Annotated in this window: 19 protein-coding genes; 7 read left to right on the top strand and 12 right to left on the bottom strand. The window is 65.8% G+C overall.

The genetic code is table 11. The features are described from left to right. Nucleotides 1-70: 70 nt before the first annotated feature. From RAD04_RS12155 to RAD04_RS12195, 9 genes are all read right to left on the bottom strand, one after another. Nucleotides 71-1,375, bottom strand: coding sequence for a PQQ-dependent sugar dehydrogenase (locus tag RAD04_RS12155; RefSeq protein ID WP_461623982.1), 1,305 nt, complete (start codon nucleotides 1,373-1,375; stop codon nucleotides 71-73). A gap of 142 nt (nucleotides 1,376-1,517) precedes the next feature. After that, on the bottom strand, nucleotides 1,518-1,727 hold the full coding sequence (locus RAD04_RS12160; protein WP_461623983.1) for a hypothetical protein: 210 nt from the start codon (nucleotides 1,725-1,727) through the stop codon (nucleotides 1,518-1,520). 294 nt (nucleotides 1,728-2,021) lie between these two features. After that, nucleotides 2,022-2,648, bottom strand: a complete 627-nt coding sequence (locus tag RAD04_RS12165) for a methyltransferase family protein (RefSeq protein ID WP_091961596.1) — start codon at nucleotides 2,646-2,648, stop codon at nucleotides 2,022-2,024. A gap of 27 nt (nucleotides 2,649-2,675) precedes the next feature. Next, nucleotides 2,676-3,707 carry an NAD-dependent epimerase/dehydratase family protein gene (locus RAD04_RS12170; protein WP_461623984.1) on the bottom strand — a complete coding sequence of 344 codons (1,032 nt, stop codon included), beginning with the start codon at nucleotides 3,705-3,707 and terminating at the stop codon, nucleotides 2,676-2,678. Nucleotides 3,708-3,735: 28 nt separating this feature from the next. Next, nucleotides 3,736-4,254: an Mpo1 family 2-hydroxy fatty acid dioxygenase gene (locus tag RAD04_RS12175; protein ID WP_461623985.1), complete on the bottom strand. Its 519-nt coding sequence runs from the start codon at nucleotides 4,252-4,254 to the stop codon at nucleotides 3,736-3,738. 172 nt (nucleotides 4,255-4,426) lie between these two features. After that, nucleotides 4,427-5,098: an OmpA family protein gene (locus RAD04_RS12180; protein WP_461623986.1), complete on the bottom strand. Its 672-nt coding sequence runs from the start codon at nucleotides 5,096-5,098 to the stop codon at nucleotides 4,427-4,429. After that, nucleotides 5,098-5,514 (bottom strand): hypothetical protein, encoded by a 417-nt coding sequence (locus tag RAD04_RS12185; protein ID WP_028145495.1) that lies wholly within the window; start codon nucleotides 5,512-5,514, stop codon nucleotides 5,098-5,100. The genes RAD04_RS12180 and RAD04_RS12185 overlap by 1 nt, the downstream gene beginning before the upstream one ends. Nucleotides 5,515-5,602: 88 nt before the next feature. Further along, a complete protein-coding gene (locus RAD04_RS12190) occupies nucleotides 5,603-5,890 on the bottom strand; it encodes a type II toxin-antitoxin system HicB family antitoxin (protein WP_461623987.1) in 288 nt (95 codons plus the stop codon). A gap of 9 nt (nucleotides 5,891-5,899) precedes the next feature. After that, nucleotides 5,900-8,512 carry an ATP-dependent helicase gene (locus RAD04_RS12195; RefSeq protein ID WP_461623988.1) on the bottom strand — a complete coding sequence of 871 codons (2,613 nt, stop codon included), beginning with the start codon at nucleotides 8,510-8,512 and terminating at the stop codon, nucleotides 5,900-5,902. Between the two features lie 237 nt (nucleotides 8,513-8,749). On the opposite strand from RAD04_RS12195, the gene RAD04_RS12200 reads away from it, so the two are divergent. Next, entirely contained in the window at nucleotides 8,750-8,923 is a 174-nt protein-coding gene (locus RAD04_RS12200; protein WP_018319670.1) for a DUF1328 domain-containing protein, read from the top strand. A 16-nt stretch (nucleotides 8,924-8,939) separates the two neighbouring features. On the opposite strand, the gene RAD04_RS12205 is transcribed toward RAD04_RS12200, so the two are convergent. Beyond that, complete coding sequence (locus RAD04_RS12205) at nucleotides 8,940-9,446, bottom strand: thioesterase family protein (RefSeq protein ID WP_461623989.1); 507 nt, start codon at nucleotides 9,444-9,446, stop codon at nucleotides 8,940-8,942. An 84-nt stretch (nucleotides 9,447-9,530) separates the two neighbouring features. Between RAD04_RS12205 and RAD04_RS12210 the strand changes: the two genes are divergently transcribed. From RAD04_RS12210 to RAD04_RS12220, 3 genes are all read left to right on the top strand, one after another. Next, the gene (locus RAD04_RS12210; RefSeq protein ID WP_461623990.1) at nucleotides 9,531-10,955 is read left to right on the top strand and encodes an FAD-binding oxidoreductase; all 1,425 of its coding nucleotides are present in this window, start codon (nucleotides 9,531-9,533) and stop codon (nucleotides 10,953-10,955) included. A 133-nt stretch (nucleotides 10,956-11,088) separates the two neighbouring features. Beyond that, nucleotides 11,089-12,399: a Spy/CpxP family protein refolding chaperone gene (locus RAD04_RS12215; protein WP_461623991.1), complete on the top strand. Its 1,311-nt coding sequence runs from the start codon at nucleotides 11,089-11,091 to the stop codon at nucleotides 12,397-12,399. Nucleotides 12,400-12,433: 34 nt separating this feature from the next. Beyond that, nucleotides 12,434-12,805 (top strand): hypothetical protein, encoded by a 372-nt coding sequence (locus tag RAD04_RS12220; RefSeq protein ID WP_461623992.1) that lies wholly within the window; start codon nucleotides 12,434-12,436, stop codon nucleotides 12,803-12,805. Between the two features lie 52 nt (nucleotides 12,806-12,857). On the opposite strand, the gene RAD04_RS12225 is transcribed toward RAD04_RS12220, so the two are convergent. Further along, complete coding sequence (locus RAD04_RS12225; RefSeq protein WP_461623993.1) at nucleotides 12,858-14,336, bottom strand: caspase family protein; 1,479 nt, start codon at nucleotides 14,334-14,336, stop codon at nucleotides 12,858-12,860. A 427-nt stretch (nucleotides 14,337-14,763) separates the two neighbouring features. Here RAD04_RS12225 and RAD04_RS12230 point away from each other — a divergent pair, with 427 nt between their 5' ends. The 3 genes from RAD04_RS12230 to RAD04_RS12240 are packed head-to-tail and all read left to right on the top strand — an operon-like array spanning nucleotide 14,764 to nucleotide 18,659. Next, the gene (locus RAD04_RS12230; RefSeq protein WP_461623994.1) at nucleotides 14,764-15,795 is read left to right on the top strand and encodes a TRAP transporter substrate-binding protein; all 1,032 of its coding nucleotides are present in this window, start codon (nucleotides 14,764-14,766) and stop codon (nucleotides 15,793-15,795) included. Further along, nucleotides 15,795-17,669 (top strand): TRAP transporter large permease, encoded by a 1,875-nt coding sequence (locus tag RAD04_RS12235; RefSeq protein ID WP_461623995.1) that lies wholly within the window; start codon nucleotides 15,795-15,797, stop codon nucleotides 17,667-17,669. The genes RAD04_RS12230 and RAD04_RS12235 overlap by 1 nt, the downstream gene beginning before the upstream one ends. A gap of 12 nt (nucleotides 17,670-17,681) precedes the next feature. Then, nucleotides 17,682-18,659: an NAD(P)-dependent oxidoreductase gene (locus tag RAD04_RS12240; protein WP_461623996.1), complete on the top strand. Its 978-nt coding sequence runs from the start codon at nucleotides 17,682-17,684 to the stop codon at nucleotides 18,657-18,659. Nucleotides 18,660-18,665: 6 nt separating this feature from the next. Here RAD04_RS12240 and RAD04_RS12245 read toward each other — a convergent pair whose 3' ends face one another. Next, a complete protein-coding gene (locus RAD04_RS12245; RefSeq protein WP_461623997.1) occupies nucleotides 18,666-19,832 on the bottom strand; it encodes an ABC transporter substrate-binding protein in 1,167 nt (388 codons plus the stop codon). Nucleotides 19,833-19,921 lie beyond the last annotated feature (89 nt).

A 19,921-nucleotide genomic window follows, 5' to 3' on the forward strand; every position in this document is an offset into this window, starting at 1 on the left:
CTGCGCATCGCGCCACTCGCGCCTCAGGATGACGGGACGCCTATGCGAGCGCCCGTGTCGCCTGGCTACCTTACGCGCCCGTGACGCGCCAGATCACGTTGCCGACGTCGTCGGCCATCAGCAGCGATTTCTTGTCGGGGCCGATCACGACGCCGACCGGGCGGCCGTAGGATTCCTTCTCGTCCGGGGACAGGAAGCCCGACAGGATGTCGCGACCGGGGCCGGACGGCTTGCCGTTCTCGAACGGGATGAACACCAGCTTGTAGCCGGACAGCGTGCTGCGATTCCACGAGCCGTGCTGGCCGATGACCATGCCGTCTCCGAAGCCCGGCAGCGTGCCTGCGGGCATCCAGCACAGGCCGAGCGAGGCGGTGTGGCCGCCGAGCGCGTAGTCCGGTTGAATCGCCTTGGCGACCATCGCAGGATCCTGCGGCACGCGGTCGTCCACCGTCTTGCCCCAATAGCAATAGGGCCAGCCGTAGAAGCCGCCGTCGCGCACCGAGGTGAGATAATCCGGCGGCGTCTCGTCGCCGAGCCCGTCGCGCTCGTTGACGACGGTCCAGAGCACACCCGTATTTGGCTCCCACGCCAGCCCGACCGGGTTACGCAGGCCCGCGCCGAAAATGCGGTGCGTGCCGGCAACGAGGTCGAGCTCGTAGACCGCGGCGCGGCCTTCCTCGACCTCCATGCCCATCTCGGCGATGTTGCTGAGCGAGCCGACGCCGGCATAGAGCTTCTTGCCGTCGGGGCTTGCCAAAAGACTGCGGGTCCAGTGTCCGCTTGGCTTGAACGTCGTGAGCCGCTTGCCCGGCGCAGTGATGCGGTCGGCATTGGTGACGTAGGGGAAAGCCATCACGCCGTCGGTGTTGCCGACATAGAAGGTGTCGCCGACCAGCGCCATGCCGAATGGCTGGCTGAGATTCTCCATGAACGCGCCACGCACCTCGGCGACGCCGTCGCCGTCCTTGTCACGCAGCAGCGTGATGCGGTCGGCGGACACGCCGAGCGCCGCGGCGCGCCGCATCGTCGCCTGCATCGCGTAGTGAAACACGCTGCGCGGTGCGCCCGCGATCTGCGTCGCCTCCGCGATCAGCACATCGCCATTGGGCAGCACTTCGATCCAGCGCGGATGGTCGAGCCCGGTTGCGAACGCATTGACCTTGAGTCCGGGCGCGACGGTCGGCTTCTGGCCCTCGCTCCAGCCGCGCGCGGTCGGCATCTTCAAGGTCGGGATCGCGCCTTGCGGCTTCGCCTCGGGAATGGCGGGCTTCTCTCCCCAGGCCGGCGCAGGCACGGTGCCCGACAGCTTCCGCCATTGCAGCGCGATGCCGCCGAGAAGCGCAACGAACTGCGCAAAGATGCTGGAGAACGTCATGAGAGGGCCCCTGTTTGCGCGCGCATCCAACTGGCTGACGAGGCAGACGTCAACCTGTGCGGGGCGCCGGCCGGGCCTATTCCCGTGGAATGGCAGCCGATCGATTTTGCATGGGACGAACGCTGGCGGGCCTGCCAGGAGATCAGCGAGGGATCTGCTGCTCAAGCCGCCGCGCCGTGCGAAAATCGTCGAGGTGATGGATGTTCGGCACCAGCGCTGCCTCCTTGGACAGCAGGTGATAGACCCGCGCCACCGTGCGCTGCTTCTGCTTCGGCCGCCCACGCGGCAGCGCCCGCGCCTTGCGGACGGCGGCGATCGCATGCTCGCGAAAATAATCGTAGGCGTCCGACATGGCTCGATGCTCGCGCAGGTGGCAGCTGTCGAGGGGTAACGGGCTGGTGGAGGGGCGGTTCCTCGGCCGAAAGTTCCGGGTGCGCCGATCTATCCCGTCATCCTGAGGTGCGAGCCATGGGCGCAACGCGTCCCATGGGGAGCCTCGAAGGATGAACGCCCCGGCTGCATCGCGGCCGTACATCCTTCGAGGCTCGGCAGGCGATGCATTCGCATCGCCAACCTCGCACCTCAGGATGACGGGACCAGCAGCAGTGTTATGCGGAGAAAATAGTAGGAAGGCGCTGCTAGGCCCTTACCGCGGCGACAGGAACGGGATGATCATCGGAACGCGGCGGCAATAGGCGCCATAGGCGTCCTCGCCGAGCTCCTTCGACAGAAACACCTCTTCCATCCGGCCCTTTTGCCACATGCCGAGCGAGATCAGGATCGCGCCGAGGATTGTGGTTACGAGGCCGATTGCGATGCCGGTGACGAGCATGCCGAAGATCAAGCCGGTGTAGATCGGGTGACGCACGATGCCGTAGGGGCCGGTGTCGATAACGCGGTGATCTTCTTTCTGGGTGATGGTGTTCGACCAGAATTTTCCGAGATGCAGCCGGCCCCACCAGGCGAAAGCGATGCCGGCGGCCGAGAGGACCGCGGCGATGTAGATGCCGGTGTTGCCGAGCACCCAAAGCGGCTTCCAGCCCAGCAGCTGTGCAACCCACGGCGTGTACAGGATGCCGCCGACCAGGATCGGCAGACGATAGCGCTGCGACTCCAGCGTCATGACCTGCTTCTTGGTCCGCCCCTGCCAGAACGAGGCGCCGACCCAACTGGCGAGAAAGGCGAGCCAGACCAGGGCCAGGAGTTCGGTCGGCCAGGCCGTGGTCCAGCCACCCCAGGCGACGGAGAGAAGCTTGCTGAAATCGAAGGACATGAAGGTTCTTTGCGTTGGGCGGCGGCTTTAGCTCGCGCGCGAGGAGAGCGCGTGATGCTTGATGGCGCCGGAGGGCTGCTGGCCGTTGCGGGCGAGCAGATGGGTGATGGTTTCGCGCAGCACCGGCTCGATCGGACGCGGCGCGTAGCCGAGCTCGGTGCGCGCCTTGCCGATCGAGAGGTCGCTCGCGGCGAGCGCAATGCGCACGCCCTCGGCGGTGCCGTTGGGCGGCCGGCGCGTGACACGGTCGGCGAGGTATTCGAGCATGATGCCCGAGAGCTCGGCGATCTTGCCGGGCACGACGATCGGGAACTGCCGGCGGCCGCTCATCGCCGACATCATCCGCAGGATGTTGCCGAGCGGGACGCAGTCGCCGCCGAGGATGTAGCGCTGGCCGGTGCGGCCGCGCTCCATGGTCAGCACGAGGCCCATGGCGACGTCGCGGACATCGACGAGGTTGACCAGGAAGTTGAGATGCGGCTGCACCTTCTTCTGGAGGAAGTACCACAGCATCGCCGTCGGCGGCGTCAGATTGTGGTCGGCCGCTCCGATCGGCATGGTCGGCGTGCCGATCACGAGCGGAAAGCCGCTGGCCGCGGCCTTCGCGGCATGATGCTCGGCGAGCGACTTCGAGCGCGTATAGGCACCCGGCATCGCGTCGGCCGGCTGCAGCGCCTCTTCGGCTGCAGCGCCCTTGAGGTCGGAATAGGGGAACAGGATCGATTCCGTCGAGCAGTGCAAAAAGCGCGATACGCCACGCTTCATTGCGGCCGCGAGCACGATTTCGGTGCCGCGACAGTTGACGTCGTGAAAGTCCTGCTTGTTGGCGACCCACATGCCGGGCAGGCCGGCAAGGTGATAGACCTGATCGACCCCGGCGATCGCAGCATCGACCGCGGCGCCGTCGAGCACCGAACCGTGGACGTATTCAACATCCGCGTTCGCCGCGGCCGGCGCGCGGACATCGAGAACGCGCACCCGCTGCCCACGGGCGCGGAGCGCTTCGACGAGGTGATGTCCGATGAAGCCACTGCCACCGGTAACCAGTACGAGAGCCATGCAGAAGGTTGCTGTTTCGCGTCTAGAGCTATCGGGTTGAAAGGGAATTGGTCGGAAGAGGCGCCAGAATCGCGGCAAGGTCGCGACGGAAGCCCAATGCAATGAATAATTTTGCCATCACGAACATCGGTCCAAGCAAAAGATGCGAAGGAAAAGTGAACAACGAGGCTTCGCGGCCCTCAAAAACCTTGTGACCGATAGCCTGCGCGGCGAGGCCGAGCGCCACCAGCGCGGCGAAAATCGCCCACATCGTCGCGATGCTGACTTGCGCCGCAACGGTCGTCGCAACCGAAAACAGCACGATCGAGACCGCCAGAATGCCGATCCCGAGCGCCACGTCGAGCAGCAGCCAGTACATCAGGACGGGCAAGGCCAGGATCACCGCGAGGCTGACATCGAAACCGAACAGCGGAAGCCTGACCAGCGTCAGCGGCATCACGGCGCCGGTGAACAACAGGAGAATACCGACCACATGCATCGCCGTGTTCCGGGGGTCGCGATGGTACTCGACATAAACGGCAAGTTGGCGCTGAAAATAGCCACCCATTTCGGTCTCATGCAGCACGGGGTCGGGGAAGGGCGAACAGAGGCTATAGCACTGGACCGGGCGGTGCACAAACCGGCGCTTTTGTCGCGTCAAACCGTATTTGTGCGCCCCGGACAGGCTACAAAACGATCAGGACTTCAAAGGGTTCCGTCGGGTGCGAAGCTGCGTTCGCTCAGCGCTTCTTGGCGGGCTTTTTCGCCGCAGGCGCAGGCGCCGCAGCCGGATGCGCAGGCGCGTCCTCGGGCACCTTGGCGTAGGTCAGGATTTGCAACTGGCCGTTGACGGCCGAGGTCGGCTTGGCCCGGTCGAGAAACTGCTCCTCGCCGAGCCCGATCGGATGCAGCCGCTTGGTCGAGATCTTGAACGTGTTCACCAGCACGTCGCGGATCGCGTCGGCGCGGCGCTGGCTCAGGATCGCGTTGGCCTCGCGCGTCTTCGAGTTGGATTCGACGTGGCCGACGATCAGGAACGTGTAGGGCAGCAGCGAGGAATGAACCAGCGCGTCCGCGATGCGGCCGACGGTCTGGTAGGAGCCCGGCTGGATGATCGGCGTGTCGGCATCGAACTGGATCTGCGCGTTGAAGGCGGGCAGCTTGGCGAGATCAGGCGCGATCGGCGGCCGGTTCACCGGACCCGGATCGTTCTTGATCCTGGCCTTGGCGCGCTCCATCACCTGCTGCTTCAGCGCGGGAAGGTCGACTTCGGCGGCTTCTTCGAAATGGTTGAGCTTGCCGACGATGTCGTCGCGGGTCGGCGCCGCCGTCTGGGCGCCGGCCGTGCCCGCGAGCAAAGCGAGACCGAGCGCGACCGCGGTTCCGGCATTGAAGAGCCTGCTCGCGCGCATCAGCGGTACCCCGCGTCGTCGACGGCCTTCAGGCAGTTGTTGCTGATGCCCTTGGGCGTCGAAACCAGGCAGGGAATCGACTTGCTGGTCTCCTTGGTCGAGCCGCCGCAGACCTTGACGATCTCGCGCTGGCAGGCGTTCGCCACCGTGACGCGCGCGGCGACGCGCTTCTGGATGGCGTCGAACGCGCCGAGATAGTCGCTCGCGCATTGCTGGGACAGCACGTCGCGGTTTCGCGACAGGCACTCCTTCAGGCGGGTCGAATCCGGGTTGACGCCGCGGCAATTGGCGACGATTTCCGCACCGCAACTCTTGGCGAGGAGCCCAATCGAATCGCCAAAGCTCATGGTCTCCGCCGCCGCAAGCGACGGCATCCCCAATGCCAGCAAGATCAGTGTGATGGAGCCCCGGACCATGGCTGCATCTGATACGGGGAAGTTCGCGATGGTCAAGACCTGTTCGGGCGAGAACTGTCGAACGTCCGGCGAGTGCGGCGAACAGTCCTCACTCGTCGGCGTCTTCGCGGGGCGGCCATTCGATCAGGGCGACCGTGTGTTTCCTGAGGTCGTCGGCGAACTCAGGCTCGGCCTTGAGCTCGTCCAATGTTCTGGGCGGAGGAAGCTGCCGGCCGTCCGCGATCAGCTCCTGCGCATAGAAGGCGAGTGCCTCGGGTGCACTCTCCAGGGCCTCCTCGACATCGTCGCCGCCGGAAATGCAGCCGGGCAGGTCGGGAAACCATAGGCTGACAGCGTTGGGATCGGTGTCTTCGATGATGGCAACATACTGAGCCATATCGGGCGCTCACGCCCGCTGCACAAAGCTGTCCACGACCTTCTTCTCGCCGGCCTTGTCGAAAGCAATGGTGAGCTTGTTGCCGTCGATCTTGGTGACGCGGCCGTAGCCGAATTTCTGGTGGAAGACGCGATCTTCGAGCGAGAATTCCGAGGTGGTGCCGGTCGATTTGGCGACCAGCTCGCCCTCGATCGTCAGGGGACCGCGGCGGCGCGAGGAGAAGCTGCCGAAGTCGGGACCTGATGACGAGGAGGAGGAGAACGTCGCAGCCTCTTCCTCGAAGCCGCCGCTTCTGCCGCCACCGCCCCCGCCGCCATTGCGGCCGCCGCCCCGGTTGCGGTTGGCCTGCGCGCGCTGCCAGCCCGGCGTCGAATAGGTGGAGCCGAACGCCTCCATGTCGTCGAAACGCGAGGCGCCGTAGCCGCCGGTGCCGCCCCAGGCCGAGCCGCCCTTGGATTCGGTGATCTCGACATTGGCCGCCGGCAGTTCGTCGAGGAAGCGCGACGGGATCGTGGTCGACCAGGTGCCGTGGATCCGGCGGTTGGTGGCGAAATAGATCATGGCGCGGCGTCGGGCGCGGGTCAGGCCGACATGGCCGAGCCGACGCTCCTCTTCGAGGCCGGCGCGGCCCTGTTCGTCCAGCGTGCGCTGGCTCGGGAACAGGCCTTCCTCCCAGCCCGGCAGGAACACGTTGTCGAATTCAAGCCCCTTGGCCGAGTGCAACGTCATCAGCGACACCGCGTCGTCCTCGGCGCCGCCGTCGCGGTCCATCACGAGCGAGATGTGCTCGAGGAATCCTTGCAGGTTCTCGAACTCCTCCATCGAGCGCACCAGCTCTTTCAGGTTCTCCAACCGGCCCGCGGCGTCCGCCGAGCGGTCCTTCTGCCACATCTCGGTATAGCCGCTCTCATCGAGCACGATCTGGGCGAGGTCGGTGTGCGCCGTGACCTCGCGCTGGGCGCGCCAGCGGTCGAACTGGGCGACGACCTCGCGAAGCGAGCCGCGCGCCTTCGGCTTCAGCTCGTCGGTCTCGACCACGGCGCGTGCCGCCTCGAACAAGGGAATGCGGCGCTTGCGGGCATGGTCGTGCAGCATCTGCACGGTGGCATCGCCGAGGCCTCGTTTGGGCACGTTGACGATGCGCTCGAAGGCAAGGTCGTCGGCCGGCGAGTTGATGACGCGCAGGTAAGCCAGCGCGTCGCGGATTTCGGCGCGCTCGTAGAAGCGTGGGCCGCCGATGACGCGATAGGGCAGGCCGAGCGTGACGAAGCGGTCTTCGAATTCGCGCATCTGGTAGGAGGCGCGCACCAGGATCGCGATCTCGTTGAGCTTCTCGCCGCGGCGCTGGATCTGCTCGATCTCCTCGCCGATGCCGCGGGCTTCCTCTTCCGAATCCCACGAGCCCGTGACCGTGACCTTCTCGCCGTCCTGGTCCTCGGTGCGCAGCGTCTTGCCGAGCCGGCCTTCGTTGTGCGCGATCAGATGCGATGCAGCGGCGAGGATGTGGCCGGTCGAGCGATAGTTGCGCTCTAGGCGAATGACCTTGGCGCCAGGAAAATCGTGGTCGAAGCGCAGGATGTTGTCGACCTCGGCGCCGCGCCAGCCATAGATCGACTGGTCGTCGTCGCCGACGCAGCAGATGTTTTTGACGTGAGCTCTTTCGCTGGCGGGAAGAGGGGCTGCAGTGTTTTGCTCGTCGTCACCGGGCCGACGCGAAGCGTCGAGACCCGGTGATCCATCTTGCGAAGAATCGATGGATTGCCGGGTCAAGCCCGGCAATGACGAGCCGGACGCCGGCGCCGGCGCCTGCGACAGCAGCCGCAGCCACAGATATTGCGCGACGTTGGTGTCCTGATATTCGTCGACCAGAATATATTTGAAACGCTGCTGGTACTGCCTGAGGATATCCGGGTGCTCGCGGAAGATGCGGATGTTCTCCAGCAACAGATCGCCGAAATCGGCCGCGTTCAGAATCTTCAGTCGCTCCTGATAGCTCGCATAGAGCTTGCCGCCTTTGCCGTTGGCGAACATGGCGGCTTCGCCGGAGGGCACCTGCGACGGCATCAGGCCGCGGTTCTTCCAGCCGTCGATCAGGCCGGCGAGCATGCGTGCCGGCCAGCGCTTCTCGTCGATGTTCTCGGCCTGCAGCAGCTGCTTCAGCAGCCGCACCTGGTCGTCGACATCGAGCACGGTGAAATTCGACTTGAGCTGCGCCAGCTCGGCATGGACGCGGAGGATGCGGCCGCCGATGGAGTGGAAGGTGCCGAGCCACGGCATGCCCTCGACGGCGTGGCCGAGCATCTGGCCGAGCCGGTGCTTCATCTCGCGCGCCGCCTTGTTGGTGAAGGTCACCGACAGGATCTCGGCGGGGCGGGCGCGGCCCTGGCTCAGGATGTGGGCGATACGCGTCGTCAGCACGCGCGTCTTGCCGGTGCCGGCGCCGGCGAGCACCAGGACCGGGCCCTCCAGCGTCTCCACGGCCTCGCGCTGCTCCGGATTGAGCCCGGACAGATATTTCGGGCCCACCGAGGCGCGCGCGCGCGCGGCTATGCCGCCGGCTGCGGGCTGGTGGTCGGGGACGTTCTGGGATGTGATCTTGCTCGGCTCGGTCATGCGAATCATGGGCCCCACGATGGCACCGCGGGGTGGCGGAAGGGAGCCTTCTAACAGGGATTGGTGCCTATATGGGGCGGCGGCACGAGGTTTTCCACGTGCGGGGCACGTCAATTTGTTCCAGCGGTCCTCGCGAATTTCCACCCGGTCCGGGCCGGAACCATCGTTCCCGCCTCGAGATTGTCTGGACAGGTGGCGCGGCCAGCCGCGCCAGACGCAGACAGACATCAAGACGAGGGTTTGACCATGCTTGGCTGGGTTGTGACGTTTCTGGTTATCGCACTGATCGCCGGCATCCTGGGCTTCGGCGGCATCGCCGGCGCTTCGATCGAGATCGCCAAGATCATCTTCTTCATCGCGGTCGTTCTGTTCCTGGTCTCGGCCGTGGTCGGCCTGGCCCGCGGCCGCAACAGGGTATAGGCCGCCGGATCACGCGCTACCGCTTCGAGGGCATCGCCACGTTCCGGCCGATGCCCTCGGGGCGCGAGACCGCGCTGTGGGCCTTTGTGACCGCAGCGATGCGCTCGCTTATATCCGGCGGAAAAGGCGCAACCTTGCGCGAGCTCATGTCCATGTGAAGCGACATGTTCTCGGACGTCGCTGACAGCCAGCCTTCGGTCGCGTGCCGCATCTCCTCGAACGTGTGCAGCCGCTTGTCGTCGGCCTCCAGCAGCCAGACCAGGATCTGTACGGGATCGCCGAGGTGGATCTCGCGCAAGTAACGCACATGGCATTCGGCTGTGAAGGTCGAACCGCCTCGCTCCTTCATGTAAGTCGGCCCGATGCCGAGCTCGGCCCAGAGCTGGTCGATCGCGCGGTCGAACATCACGTTGTAATAGGCCATGTTGAGATGGCCGTTATAGTCGATCCATTGCGGCTCGATCTGCATGATCGAGGCGCGGAACGGCTCGGCTTTGGGCGCTGAGGCGGCAGTCTCCGGCATGTTTCCTTCCAGCTATGCGTCCGGTCGCTTGACTTGACCGGTTTTATATCCTTTGCCACGGTTCTTCTGTCGGGAGGAATGTCCGTGGGTACCACCATCACCAATAATCCGCCGCGGCCGGAGCCGAAAGCCCTCGCGAGCGCGCTGGAGCAGCTTGCCGCACGCTTCGGCAACCGCCTCATCACCTCGCAGGCCGTGCGCGAGCAGCATGGCCATACCACCACCTGGATCCCCAACCAGCCGCCTGATGGCGTGGTGATGGCGCAGGAGACCGCCGACATCCAGGACGTGGTGCGGATCTGCGCCAAAAACCGCGTCCCCGTCATTCCTTTCGGCACCGGCACCTCGCTCGAGGGCCAGGTCAACGCGCCCGCCGGCGGTATCTCGATCGACCTGCGCGACATGAACAAGGTGCTCGCGGTGCATGCCGAGGACCTCGATTGCGTGATCCAGCCCGGTGTCACCCGCAAGGCGCTCAACGAGCATCTACGCGACCAGGGCCTGTTCTTCCCGATCGATCCCGGCGCGGATGCCTCGCTCGGCGGCATGGCCTCGACCCGCGCTTCCGGCACCAATGCGGTGCGCTACGGCACCATCCGCGAGAGCGTGCTGGCGCTGAAGGTGGTGCGCGGCGACGGCGAGATCATCACCACGGGCACGCGCGCCAAGAAGTCATCCGCCGGCTACGACCTCACCCATCTGTTCGTCGGCGCCGAAGGCACGCTCGGCATCATCTCGGAATTGACCATCCGCCTGCGCGGCATCCCCGAGACGATCGCGGCCGGTGCGGTGTCGTTCGAGAGCGTGCACGGGGCCTGTCAGGCCGTCATCCTGGCGATCCAGACCGGCATTCCCGTGGCGCGCATCGAGCTGCTCAACGCCGCGCAGGTGCAAGCCTGTAACGCCTATTCGAAGTTGACGCTGCCGGAGACGCCGCTGCTCCTGATGGAATTCCACGGCAGCGAGATCGAAGTCGCCGAGCAGTCCAAGGCCTTTGGCGAGATCGCAAAGGACTGCGGCGGCGGCGAATTCTCCTGGACCACCAAGCCGGAGGACCGCACGAAACTGTGGCAGGCGCGGCACGATGCCTATTGGTCCGTGAAGGCGCTGCGGCCAGGTGATAGCATCGGCGTGGTCGCGACCGACGTCTGCGTGCCGATCTCGCGGCTCGCCGATTGCGTCAGCGAGACCGAAGAAGATCTCAAGCGGCTCAACCTGCTGTCGCCGATCGTCGGCCATGTCGGCGACGGTAATTTCCATTGCTCGCTGGTCTGCGACACCAAGGATGCCGCCGAGATGGCGCGCGGGGAAGAATTCATGCATCGCCTGGTCGAGCGCGCGCAGGCGATGGACGGCACCTGCACCGGCGAGCACGGCATCGGCCAGGGCAAGCAGAAATACCTCCAGGCAGAGCTCGGCCCCGAGGCACTCGATGCGATGCGGGCACTGAAGAAGGCACTCGATCCGCTCAACATCTTCAATCCCGGCAAGATTGTGCCCGACGCGTAGGCCTTCGGCACAACAAAGCCGCCGCAAGGCGATGCCGTCCACCGGTCGGGGGCGGGAACTTTCGGCAATCCTGTCGGTTCCAATTCCCGCCAAGTTCCGATGCCTCAATGGCGCGGCTCTGCGGGAGGATGCGATGGTGCGACCGGTCATTGGAATTGCCGCGATGGCGCTTGCCTGCATGCTGGCGGGCGCGGCTCTGGCCAAGGGCGGCCATGGGGGCGGACATGGGGGCGGACATGGCGGTGGCCATGGAGGCGGGCACGGCGGTGGCCATCACGGCGGCGGACATTTCCGTGGCCACGGCGGTGGACATGGGCATGCCGGCGGGCATCATCGCGGCATGCGGTTCACGTCCGGGGTCCGACGCGGCGGGCCCAACTTCGGTCAGATCCGCAATGCGGCGATCCGCCCCGCGAGCTTCCGCAACGCCCTGAACACCAGCGCATTCCGGAATGGCCGGCTGATCAGCAATCCGGCAGCGCGTGCACAGCTCGTGGCAGCGGCCGCATTGGCCGGCTGGAGCGGCGCAAGCAGCGGATGGTGGCAGCATGCGGGCGGCGGCTATGGCTGGGTCGGGCCGCTGTTCTGGCCGTTCGCCTATAACGACCTTTACGACTACACGATCTGGGGCGACGGGCTCGGCTTCTGGGGTTACGGTTACCCCGACATCTATGCAGGCATTTTCGGCCCCTATGGCTATGATCGCCTGTCGGCCTATCTGCCGCAGCAACCGCAGGGACGACGACGGGCGCGTAGCGCACCGCTCGATCAGCTCTGCGGCAGTGACCGCCGTGCCATCGCCGGACTACCGATCGATCAGATCGCATCCGCGGTGCAGCCGACAGATGCGCAGGGCGCCGCTCTCGATGCGCTCGGCAATGCCTCAGTCGACGCGGCAGCGCTGATCCGCACATCCTGTCCGACGCAGGCCGCAGCGACGGCGCCCGGCCGGCTCGCAGCGATGCAGCAGCGCATCGAGGCGATGCAGAAGGCTGTCGAGCTGGTCCAGCCCGCGCTCGACCAATTCTATGGCTCGCTGAACGACGAGCAGAAGGCGCGCTTCAATGCGCTGGCCGAGGATCAGCGCCGTGCGACGGCATCGAACAATGCGAGGGAAGTGTCGGTGCAGTCTTGCAATGTGACCGCCGCGTTCGATTGGCCCGGTGCTGCGATCGATGAGCGGCTTCGTCCGAGCGACACCCAGCGCGCGGCGCTCCAGGTGCTCCAGGATACAAGCGCCAAGGTCAGCGCATCGCTCAAGGCGGGCTGCGAGCCCAATGACGTGATGACACCGCCGGCACGCATGGCCACAATCCGCAAACGGCTCGATGCGATGCTGGACGGGATCAAGTCGGTGCGCGCGGCGCTCGATGATTTCTATGCCACGCTCAACGACGAGCAGAAGGCGCAGTTCGAGGCGATCGGGCCGCGCCGCACGTCCTGAACGGTGCAAGCCATAAAGGCCAGGGGTGGGGGCAATGAAGTGGTTCGCAAGGCGGCAGCCGGCCGACATCTGGGATGAGCCGATCCAGGGACCGATCGGCGATATCGACGCGGCGGAGCGCATTCGTAACATCTGCGAGGCTGCGAGAGCGGGCGCGGAGGCCCTCGGAGGCTCCGCACAGGCCGATAAGCGCGAGCGTGAGCGCTTTGAACGTGCAGCCCGCGTCGCGATGGAAATTGCGATGAAGATCGCAGACGATCTGATGCGCGACGATGCGGTCCGCCGAATCGTCGACCTCTGCGTGAAGGCAAATGATATCAAGACGGCGCAGATCCTGTTTCGCGCGATCCAGGCGGGCTGGATCCGGGAGGCCGTCCAACACGACTATCCGGCGCTGGCGCAGTAGATCCGGCTCGTGCGTCGGGCGCGAGCCGGATCAATGTCAATGCTGGACAGTCTCAGTATCTGCGGTAGTCGCCGCGATAATGGTCGCCGCCGCCGCGGCCGCCCATTCCAATGCCGATCCCGATACCGACGCCGATGCCTTGCATGACGGCGGCTGGCGGCGGCCCCGGGGGCGGCGCGCGCTCGTAGACCACTTCCTCAGGCGGCGGCCGGCGCTTCGGCGGTGTCTCGACCACCTTGCGCTTGGGCGGGGTGTCGTCGACGCGCTTCTTGATCACGGGCGCGACGCTCGGATTGACGGGCGTTGCCGGGCTCGACGGCGTCGAGCACGGGCAGGTCGGCGCCATCGCGACGGCGACCGGGGCAGGGCTCGCGGCGGCGGCGACAGGCAGGCCGTAGTTGCGGTTCTGGACGCGGAGCAGCAGCCTGCGCGCGGTTGCCGCGAGATCGCTGTTGTCCCAGTTGGCGAGATAGGCCTCGAACGAAGCGCGGGTGTTGATCGCGGTTGCGCGCTCCCAGGCCAGCATCTGGCGCCGCCGTTCCAGCACCATGCGCACGCGCGGCGTGCGGGTGTCCTGTGCGTACAGCTCGATATAGGCCTGATACGCCGGCACCGTGTCGTCGGTGATGACGAGTTCATAGGCGACCATGGCCGGCTTGCCCTGCAAGTCCCTGCGCCAGTCCTCGACGCTGCGCGTGCCGCTGGCGAGCGCCATCGAGGACGCGCCCGGCATGGCCGGCCGGCTGCCGCTGCTCTCGCCGAAGAACTTGAAGTCGGTCGTCAGCGAGGAGCTTTCCCAGGGGATCTGCCGTCCGTCAGTCGATTGCGCGACGGCGACGCGGATGCGCTTGAACACTTCCTCGATCGGCAAATTGGGCTGCTTGGCAACGGTCAGCGCCGCCGTGGTGTAGGGGCTGTCGATGCCACTGCCGTCCTCGGCCTCGGCGCCGGGCGAGGTCGAGTAGGAGATGAAGGAGCCCGGCGCGCCGGCCTTGGTGTCGACGATCGCAAGCCCGTGGCCGGCGCCGCTGAGCGCCGGGAACGGATTGTTGCGGCAGGCATCGAGCATGAAGATGCGCGCTCGCGTCGGCAGCGCACCGAGCGTGTTGAGCATGTCGTTCAGCCGCACGCCCTGGAGCGGAATGTCGGCCTCGCGCTTCGGATCGAGATCGACCGGCACCAGGTAGTTCTCTCCGTCGATCTGCAGGCCATGGCCGGCATAGAACACCAGTGCCACCGTGTCGGCGCCGCTGGCGCTGACCTTGCCGGCGAAATCCGAGATCGCCGCGCGCATCTCGTTCTGCGCCAGGTTGGCGGCCGTGGTGACGCTGAAGCCGGCATTGCCGAGCAGCTCCGTCATGCCCTTGGCGTCGTTGGCGGCGTTGGGCAGCTCGGGCACGGTGCGATAGGCGGATTGGCCGATCACCAGTGCGAGCCGCGCTTCGGCCGCGGCCTCCGTCGGTGTCATCAACTGTGCGAGCGCAAGAAAACCGGATGCAAGAAGCAAATTGGGAAAGGCTGGACGGCGCATGATGTCACCTCCATCGGCAATACGCGCGATGATGTCACTTTTTCTAGGAGGCCGCCATGCGCCTGTCTGTGCACTGGATCACGCTCGGTGTGCGGCAAAATGGGGCAGGGTGTCCGCCGGAGCCTGAAGGGCATCGTTCTGGGCTCATCCATGTGAATTGCGCATTGATCCATGCTCCAATTGGATCGATGCCGGGCCCACGCGAAAGCGCCCTCGCGCAGATGAGGCCACAAGCCGATCCTCCTCGCAAATCCCGGGAATCATAGTCGTTTCGGAGCGCTCACGGACTGACGGAACGCGCCGCGGGCGCGCTCTTCGGTGGCCGACTGCCACGCTTGCCTGCGCCGTCGCTTTGGCCATACAGTCCGCGCAACAGGCCACGGCAACGACCGCGGCTCACAAAAAATAATGTGGGAGAGACCGCACCATGACCATCGTGCCCGTGAACCGTCGCGCGTTCATCAAGTCATCGGCGGCGGTCACCGCCGGCCTCGTGCTCTCCCCCGCCATCATCGGCCGCGCCGAAGCCGCGACGCTCAAGCTGAAATGCTCCTCCTCGCTGCCGAACGATCCCAAATTTGCCAACGGCCGCGTCTACTACGACAACCTCGTCAAGAATTTGAAGGGCAACGGGCTCGGCGAGCAGATCGAGGTCGCTTTCTTCCCTGACAATCAGCTTGGCCAGGAGATCGACGTCATCAACTCGGTGAAGCTCGGCGTCATCGATCTCATGGTGTCGGGATCCTCGATCTCGGCCAATCTGGTGCCGCTGGTCGGCACCTACGATCTCGGCTTTCTGTTCTCCAGCTTCCCGCAGCAGACCAAGGCGTTCGATGCCGGCGCCGCCAAGCCGATCGAGGAAGCCCTGCTCAAGGGCGGCAACATCCGCATCATCGCCTGGGCCTATAATTTCGGCTCGCGCAGCGTGCTGGCGAAGAAGCCGGTGAAGACGCCGGAAGATCTCGCCGGGCTCAAGATCAGGACGCTGCCCAACCCAGTCATCACGGAATGCCTGCGGCTGATGGGCGCCGCCGCGACGCCGCTGGCCTTCGGCGAGATCTACACGGCGTTGCAGGCCGGCGTGCTTGACGGCCTGGAGCACGATCCGCCGACGATCCTGGCCAGCAAGTTCTTCGAGACAGCCAAATTCTACGCCCTGACGCAGCATAATTTCTCGCCGCTTGCGATCTATTTCAGCGACATGACCTACAACCGCATGGACCCGAAGCTGCGCGAGGGCTTTCTCGATGCTGCGAAGAAGGCCGCGGCCGACACGCGTGCCCATGGGCTTGCGGTCGAGAAGGAGGCGCTGGCGGCCTTGACCGAGAAGGGCGTGACGGTTGCCGAATGCGACCGCGAGGCCTTCAAGAAGCGGGTCGCGCCGCAGATCGAGAACTTCATCAAGGCCCGTCCGGAGTCCAAGGCCGTCATCGACATCATCCGCGCGACGCAAGCCTGATGGCTAGGTCTGAGATGGTGGTGACGGCCGCCGTGCCCGTTTCGGCTGGCCGCCACGGCAGCATCGCCCTGCTGCTTCGGCTCAGCGATGCGATCGCGGCCATCCTGCTCGCCGCCGATCTCGTGGTGGTCTGCGTCTCGGTGCTGCTGCGTTTCTTCTTCAACGCGCCGGTCGAATGGTCCGACGACGTCGCACGCGGATTGATGGTCGGCTCGGCCTTCTTCGGTGCCGCGAGCGCGCTCGCGCGCGGCGAAAATGTCGGTGTCTCCTTCTTCCGCGATCTCCTGCCGCTGCGCCTGCGCGCGCTGGTCGATGCCGCCGGCGCGCTGCTGGTCGTGCTGATCTCCGGCTACGTCGCCTACAACGCCATCAAGCTGGGTTCGCTCACCGCAGGCCAGACCACCGGCTCCGGCCTGCCGCTGGAGCTGACCTTCTATCCGATGGGCATCGGCGCGCTGTTCATGACGGTGTTCGCGATCGACCATCTCTGCGCGAGGCCGCTTCCCGACATCGTCAGGGGGCTCGTTGCGATCATCGTCGTCACCGGGCTCTATCTTGCCTGGGATTATCTGTCGCCGTCCTCGGTGCCGTCGGCGGGCAGCTTGATGCTGATCGGCTTCTTCGTGACACTGTTCGGCGGCTTGCCGATCGGCTTTGCGCTGGCGCTCGCCGCGCTGATCTTCATCTGGGTCGAGGGCGCGCTGCCCGGCGTGATCTTCGCCCAGCAGATGGCGCGCGGCATCGACAATTTCGTGCTGCTTGCGATCCCGTTCTTCATTCTCGTCGGCTACCTCATGGAAGCCAACGGCATGTCGGTGCGGTTGATCGAGCTGTTGCAGCGCGCGGTGGGCCGCATGCGCGGCGGCCTCAACGTCGTCATGGTCGCTTCCATGGTGCTGTTCTCGGGCATCTCGGGTTCGAAGATGGCCGATGTCGCCGCGGTCGGCTCGGTGTTGATCCCGGCTGCGCGCCGATCGAAGCAGAACCCTGGCGGCGCGGTGGCGCTGCTGGCGGCGTCGGCGGTGATGGCGGAGACCATTCCGCCCTGCATCAACCTCATCATTCTGGGCTTTGTGGCCAATTTGTCGATCGGCGGCCTGTTCGTCGCCGGGCTCTTGCCGTCCGCGCTGATGGCGCTAGTGCTGATCGCGGTCTCCATCATCTTCGGCAAGCGGCCGGACAAGGTCGAGGACGTCGAGCCGCAAATGCCGGTGTCGGGGCTGTGGAGCGGCGCGATCGCCTCGTTCGGCCTGATCTTCATGATCTTCTTCGGCTTCAAGAGCGGCTTTGCCACCGCGACCGAGATCTCGGCCTTCGCCGTGGCCTATGCGCTCGTGGTCGGCAGCGTGGTGTTCCGCGAGCTCAGCTTCAAATCGGCCGCGCATAGTTTCGTGCAGGCGGCGACGCGCGCCGGTCTCGTGCTGTTCATCGTCGCCGCCGCGCAGTCGCTCGCGTTCACGCTCACCTTGCAGCAGGTGCCGCATGCGGTCGGGGATTTCATGCTCGGATTGTCGAAGACCTCAGGCGTCTGGCTGTTCATTCTGCTCGCGATCGCCGTGCTGATCGTGATGGGCTCGGTGCTGGAGGGCGCGGCCGCGCTGATCATCTTCGGGCCGCTGCTGTTGCCGGTCGCGGTGCAGCTCGGCGTCGATCCCCTGCATTTCGGCGTCGTGCTGGTCATCGCCATGGGCATCGGCCTGTTCGCGCCGCCGCTCGGGCTCGGGCTCTACGGCGCCTGCCTGATCGGCAATGTGCCGATCGAGCAGACCGTGAAGCCGATCATGGGCTATCTCGGCCTCTTGTTCCTCTGCCTGCTCGTCATCGCCTTCGTGCCATGGCTGAGCACCGCGCTGCCGCGGGCATTCGGCTACTGAAGGAGTTTTGTCGTGAAGGTTCTGCTCGCTCACACGCCGGAGATGCGGCGCAATTACTATGGCGATCGCAGCCTGAGCGGCCTGCGCGCGGCCGCCGAGGTGATCCTGCACGAGAGCGATGAAACCTTGGACGCTGCGGGGCTCGTGCGCGCTGCGCAGGATGCCGACATCATCGTCGCCGATCGCATGACCGAAGGCCGCGGCGAGATCTTTGCGCAATTGCCGCGCCTGCGGGCCTTCGTCCGCTGTGCCGTCGATATCCGTAACGTCAATGTGGAAGCGGCCTCAAAAGCCGGCGTGCTCGTGACCCGCGCCGGGCCCGGCTTCGTGCAGGCGGTCGCTGAGCTCGCACTCGGCTTCATGGTTGATCTCTCCCGCGGCGTATCGCGGGCGACGGCGGACTACCAGGCCGGCCGCAAGGTCGAGGCGCGGATGGGCCGCCAGCTCGCCGGCAGCAAAATCGGCATCATCGGTTACGGCAGCATCGGCTGCTATCTCGCCGAGGTCGCAAAAGTGCTGCGCATGGAGGTGCTGGTCACCGACCCCTTTGCCAACGTCGGCGACAGCGCCATCAGGCAGGTCGGTCTCGACGAGCTCCTCGCGGCGTCGGACTATGTCGTCTGCCTCGCGATCGCCAACGAGCAGACCGAGAATTTGATCGGCGAAGCGGCGCTGGGGCGCATGCAGAAACACGCGGTCTTCGTCAATCTCTCGCGCGGCAATCTCGTCGACGAGGCAGCGCTGGCGAAGGCGTTGCGCGAAGGCCGCATCGCCGGCGTCGCGATGGACGTCGGCCGCGCGCCGGACCAGATGCCGACCCCGGAGCTGGCAAAGCTGCCGAACGTGATCGCCACCCCCCATGTCGGCGGGCTAACGCCGCAGGCGATCGAATATCAATCGCTGGAAACGGTTCGGCAGGTGGAAGCGATCGTCAAGGGCGAGATCCCGCCGGGCGCGGTCAACGCCGCGCGCTGGACGCGGCGGCCGTGAGCGGCCTCATAGCCGGTCCACCGCCTTGAACGTCCCGTCCTTCTGGATCACCGTCAAAAACACCTTCGGCGGCGTGTCGATCATGCGCAGGCCGACGGTGACAACGCTGCCGCTGATGTCGAAGCGGCCGACATCGTTGATGGCGCGGAGCAGGCTCGCGCGCGTCGGGTTCGGTCCGGCCTTCTCCAGCGCCGCGGCCGCGAGGCGACCGGAGAGATAGCCTTCCAGCGACACGAAGTCCGGTGTCAGCGTCGGATCGAACGCTTTCTGCGCCGCCTGGTAGTCGGCGACGAGCTTGAGCGAGCGATCCCATGGAAACGGCACGACCTGCGAGACGATGACGCCTTCACCGTCGGGACCGAGCTCCCGGGCCAGCGCATTGGCGCTGACGAAGGAGACGTTGACGAAGGTCGGATGGAAGCCGCTGCGGTGCGCGAGCTTGATGAACTCCGCGCAGGGCCCATAGGTTCCGACCATCACGATGGCCTCGGGTTCGGCGCGCCTGATCACCCGCCAGGCCGCGGTGACCGCGCGGGTGTTGCGCTCGAACGTGCCTTCGGCGGCAAGCTCGAGGCCGCGCTTGGCGAGCGCGCGCTTGACGCCCCTCAGACCGTCGCGGCCGAAGGAATCGTCCTGGTAGAAGATGCCGATGCGGGTGAAGTGGCGATCCTCGGTGAGGTGCTTGATCCACGCCTCGGCCTCCGCACCATAGCTCGCGCGGATGTTGACGACGTTGGCAAGCTCGAGGTCGCGCAGGAATTCGGCGCCGCTGAATGGGCCGATGAAGGGGATGTTCCTGGCGCTGGTGATCGGAATTGTCGCCATCGCGGTCGGCGTACCCACCGCGCCGATCAGCGCGAACACCTTGTCGTCCTCGATCAGGTGCAGCGTCTGCGCCACCGAACGATCGGGGTCGTAGCCGTCGTCGCGGCTGATGAGCTGGAGCTTGCGGCCGTGGACCCCGCCCTTGGCGTTGATCTCGGTGAATGCCGCGACGATGCCTTGCCGCATGCGCTGTCCGAGTGCGGAGGAGGGGCCCTCCAGCGCGGCGGCCTGACCGAACAGGATCGCATCCTCGCTGACGCCGGCCTCGTCGGCTCTGGCTGCGAGCATGGTCGCGGCGAGGAGTGCGACGGTCAGGACGAGGGATGTCGCTGATCGAAATCGATACATCGGGGACGTCTTGCCGAATGATGGGAGGAGCCTCGCGCAACATATTCCCGCGAGCCTGAATAGCTCGCTAACCGGCGACGTGTCGGCAG

It is taken from the genome of Bradyrhizobium sp. 25ACV, assembly GCF_054863005.1.

Bases quoted from the DNA above. Each gene is read 5' to 3' on its own strand.
- RAD04_RS12155 (WP_461623982.1), bottom strand. From the start codon at position 1,375: ATGACGTTCTCCAGCATCTTTGCGCAGTTCGTTGCGCTTCTCGGCGGC.
- RAD04_RS12160 (WP_461623983.1), bottom strand. From the start codon at position 1,727: ATGTCGGACGCCTACGATTATTTTCGCGAGCATGCGATCGCCGCCGTC.
- RAD04_RS12165 (WP_091961596.1), bottom strand. From the start codon at position 2,648: ATGTCCTTCGATTTCAGCAAGCTTCTCTCCGTCGCCTGGGGTGGCTGG.
- RAD04_RS12170 (WP_461623984.1), bottom strand. From the start codon at position 3,707: ATGGCTCTCGTACTGGTTACCGGTGGCAGTGGCTTCATCGGACATCAC.
- RAD04_RS12175 (WP_461623985.1), bottom strand. From the start codon at position 4,254: ATGGGTGGCTATTTTCAGCGCCAACTTGCCGTTTATGTCGAGTACCAT.
- RAD04_RS12180 (WP_461623986.1), bottom strand. From the start codon at position 5,098: ATGCGCGCGAGCAGGCTCTTCAATGCCGGAACCGCGGTCGCGCTCGGT.
- RAD04_RS12185 (WP_028145495.1), bottom strand. From the start codon at position 5,514: ATGGTCCGGGGCTCCATCACACTGATCTTGCTGGCATTGGGGATGCCG.
- RAD04_RS12190 (WP_461623987.1), bottom strand. From the start codon at position 5,890: ATGGCTCAGTATGTTGCCATCATCGAAGACACCGATCCCAACGCTGTC.
- RAD04_RS12195 (WP_461623988.1), bottom strand. From the start codon at position 8,512: ATGATTCGCATGACCGAGCCGAGCAAGATCACATCCCAGAACGTCCCC.
- RAD04_RS12200 (WP_018319670.1), top strand. From the start codon at position 8,750: ATGCTTGGCTGGGTTGTGACGTTTCTGGTTATCGCACTGATCGCCGGC.
- RAD04_RS12205 (WP_461623989.1), bottom strand. From the start codon at position 9,446: ATGCCGGAGACTGCCGCCTCAGCGCCCAAAGCCGAGCCGTTCCGCGCC.
- RAD04_RS12215 (WP_461623991.1), top strand. From the start codon at position 11,089: ATGGTGCGACCGGTCATTGGAATTGCCGCGATGGCGCTTGCCTGCATG.
- RAD04_RS12220 (WP_461623992.1), top strand. From the start codon at position 12,434: ATGAAGTGGTTCGCAAGGCGGCAGCCGGCCGACATCTGGGATGAGCCG.
- RAD04_RS12225 (WP_461623993.1), bottom strand. From the start codon at position 14,336: ATGCGCCGTCCAGCCTTTCCCAATTTGCTTCTTGCATCCGGTTTTCTT.
- RAD04_RS12230 (WP_461623994.1), top strand. From the start codon at position 14,764: ATGACCATCGTGCCCGTGAACCGTCGCGCGTTCATCAAGTCATCGGCG.
- RAD04_RS12235 (WP_461623995.1), top strand. From the start codon at position 15,795: ATGGCTAGGTCTGAGATGGTGGTGACGGCCGCCGTGCCCGTTTCGGCT.
- RAD04_RS12245 (WP_461623997.1), bottom strand. From the start codon at position 19,832: ATGTATCGATTTCGATCAGCGACATCCCTCGTCCTGACCGTCGCACTC.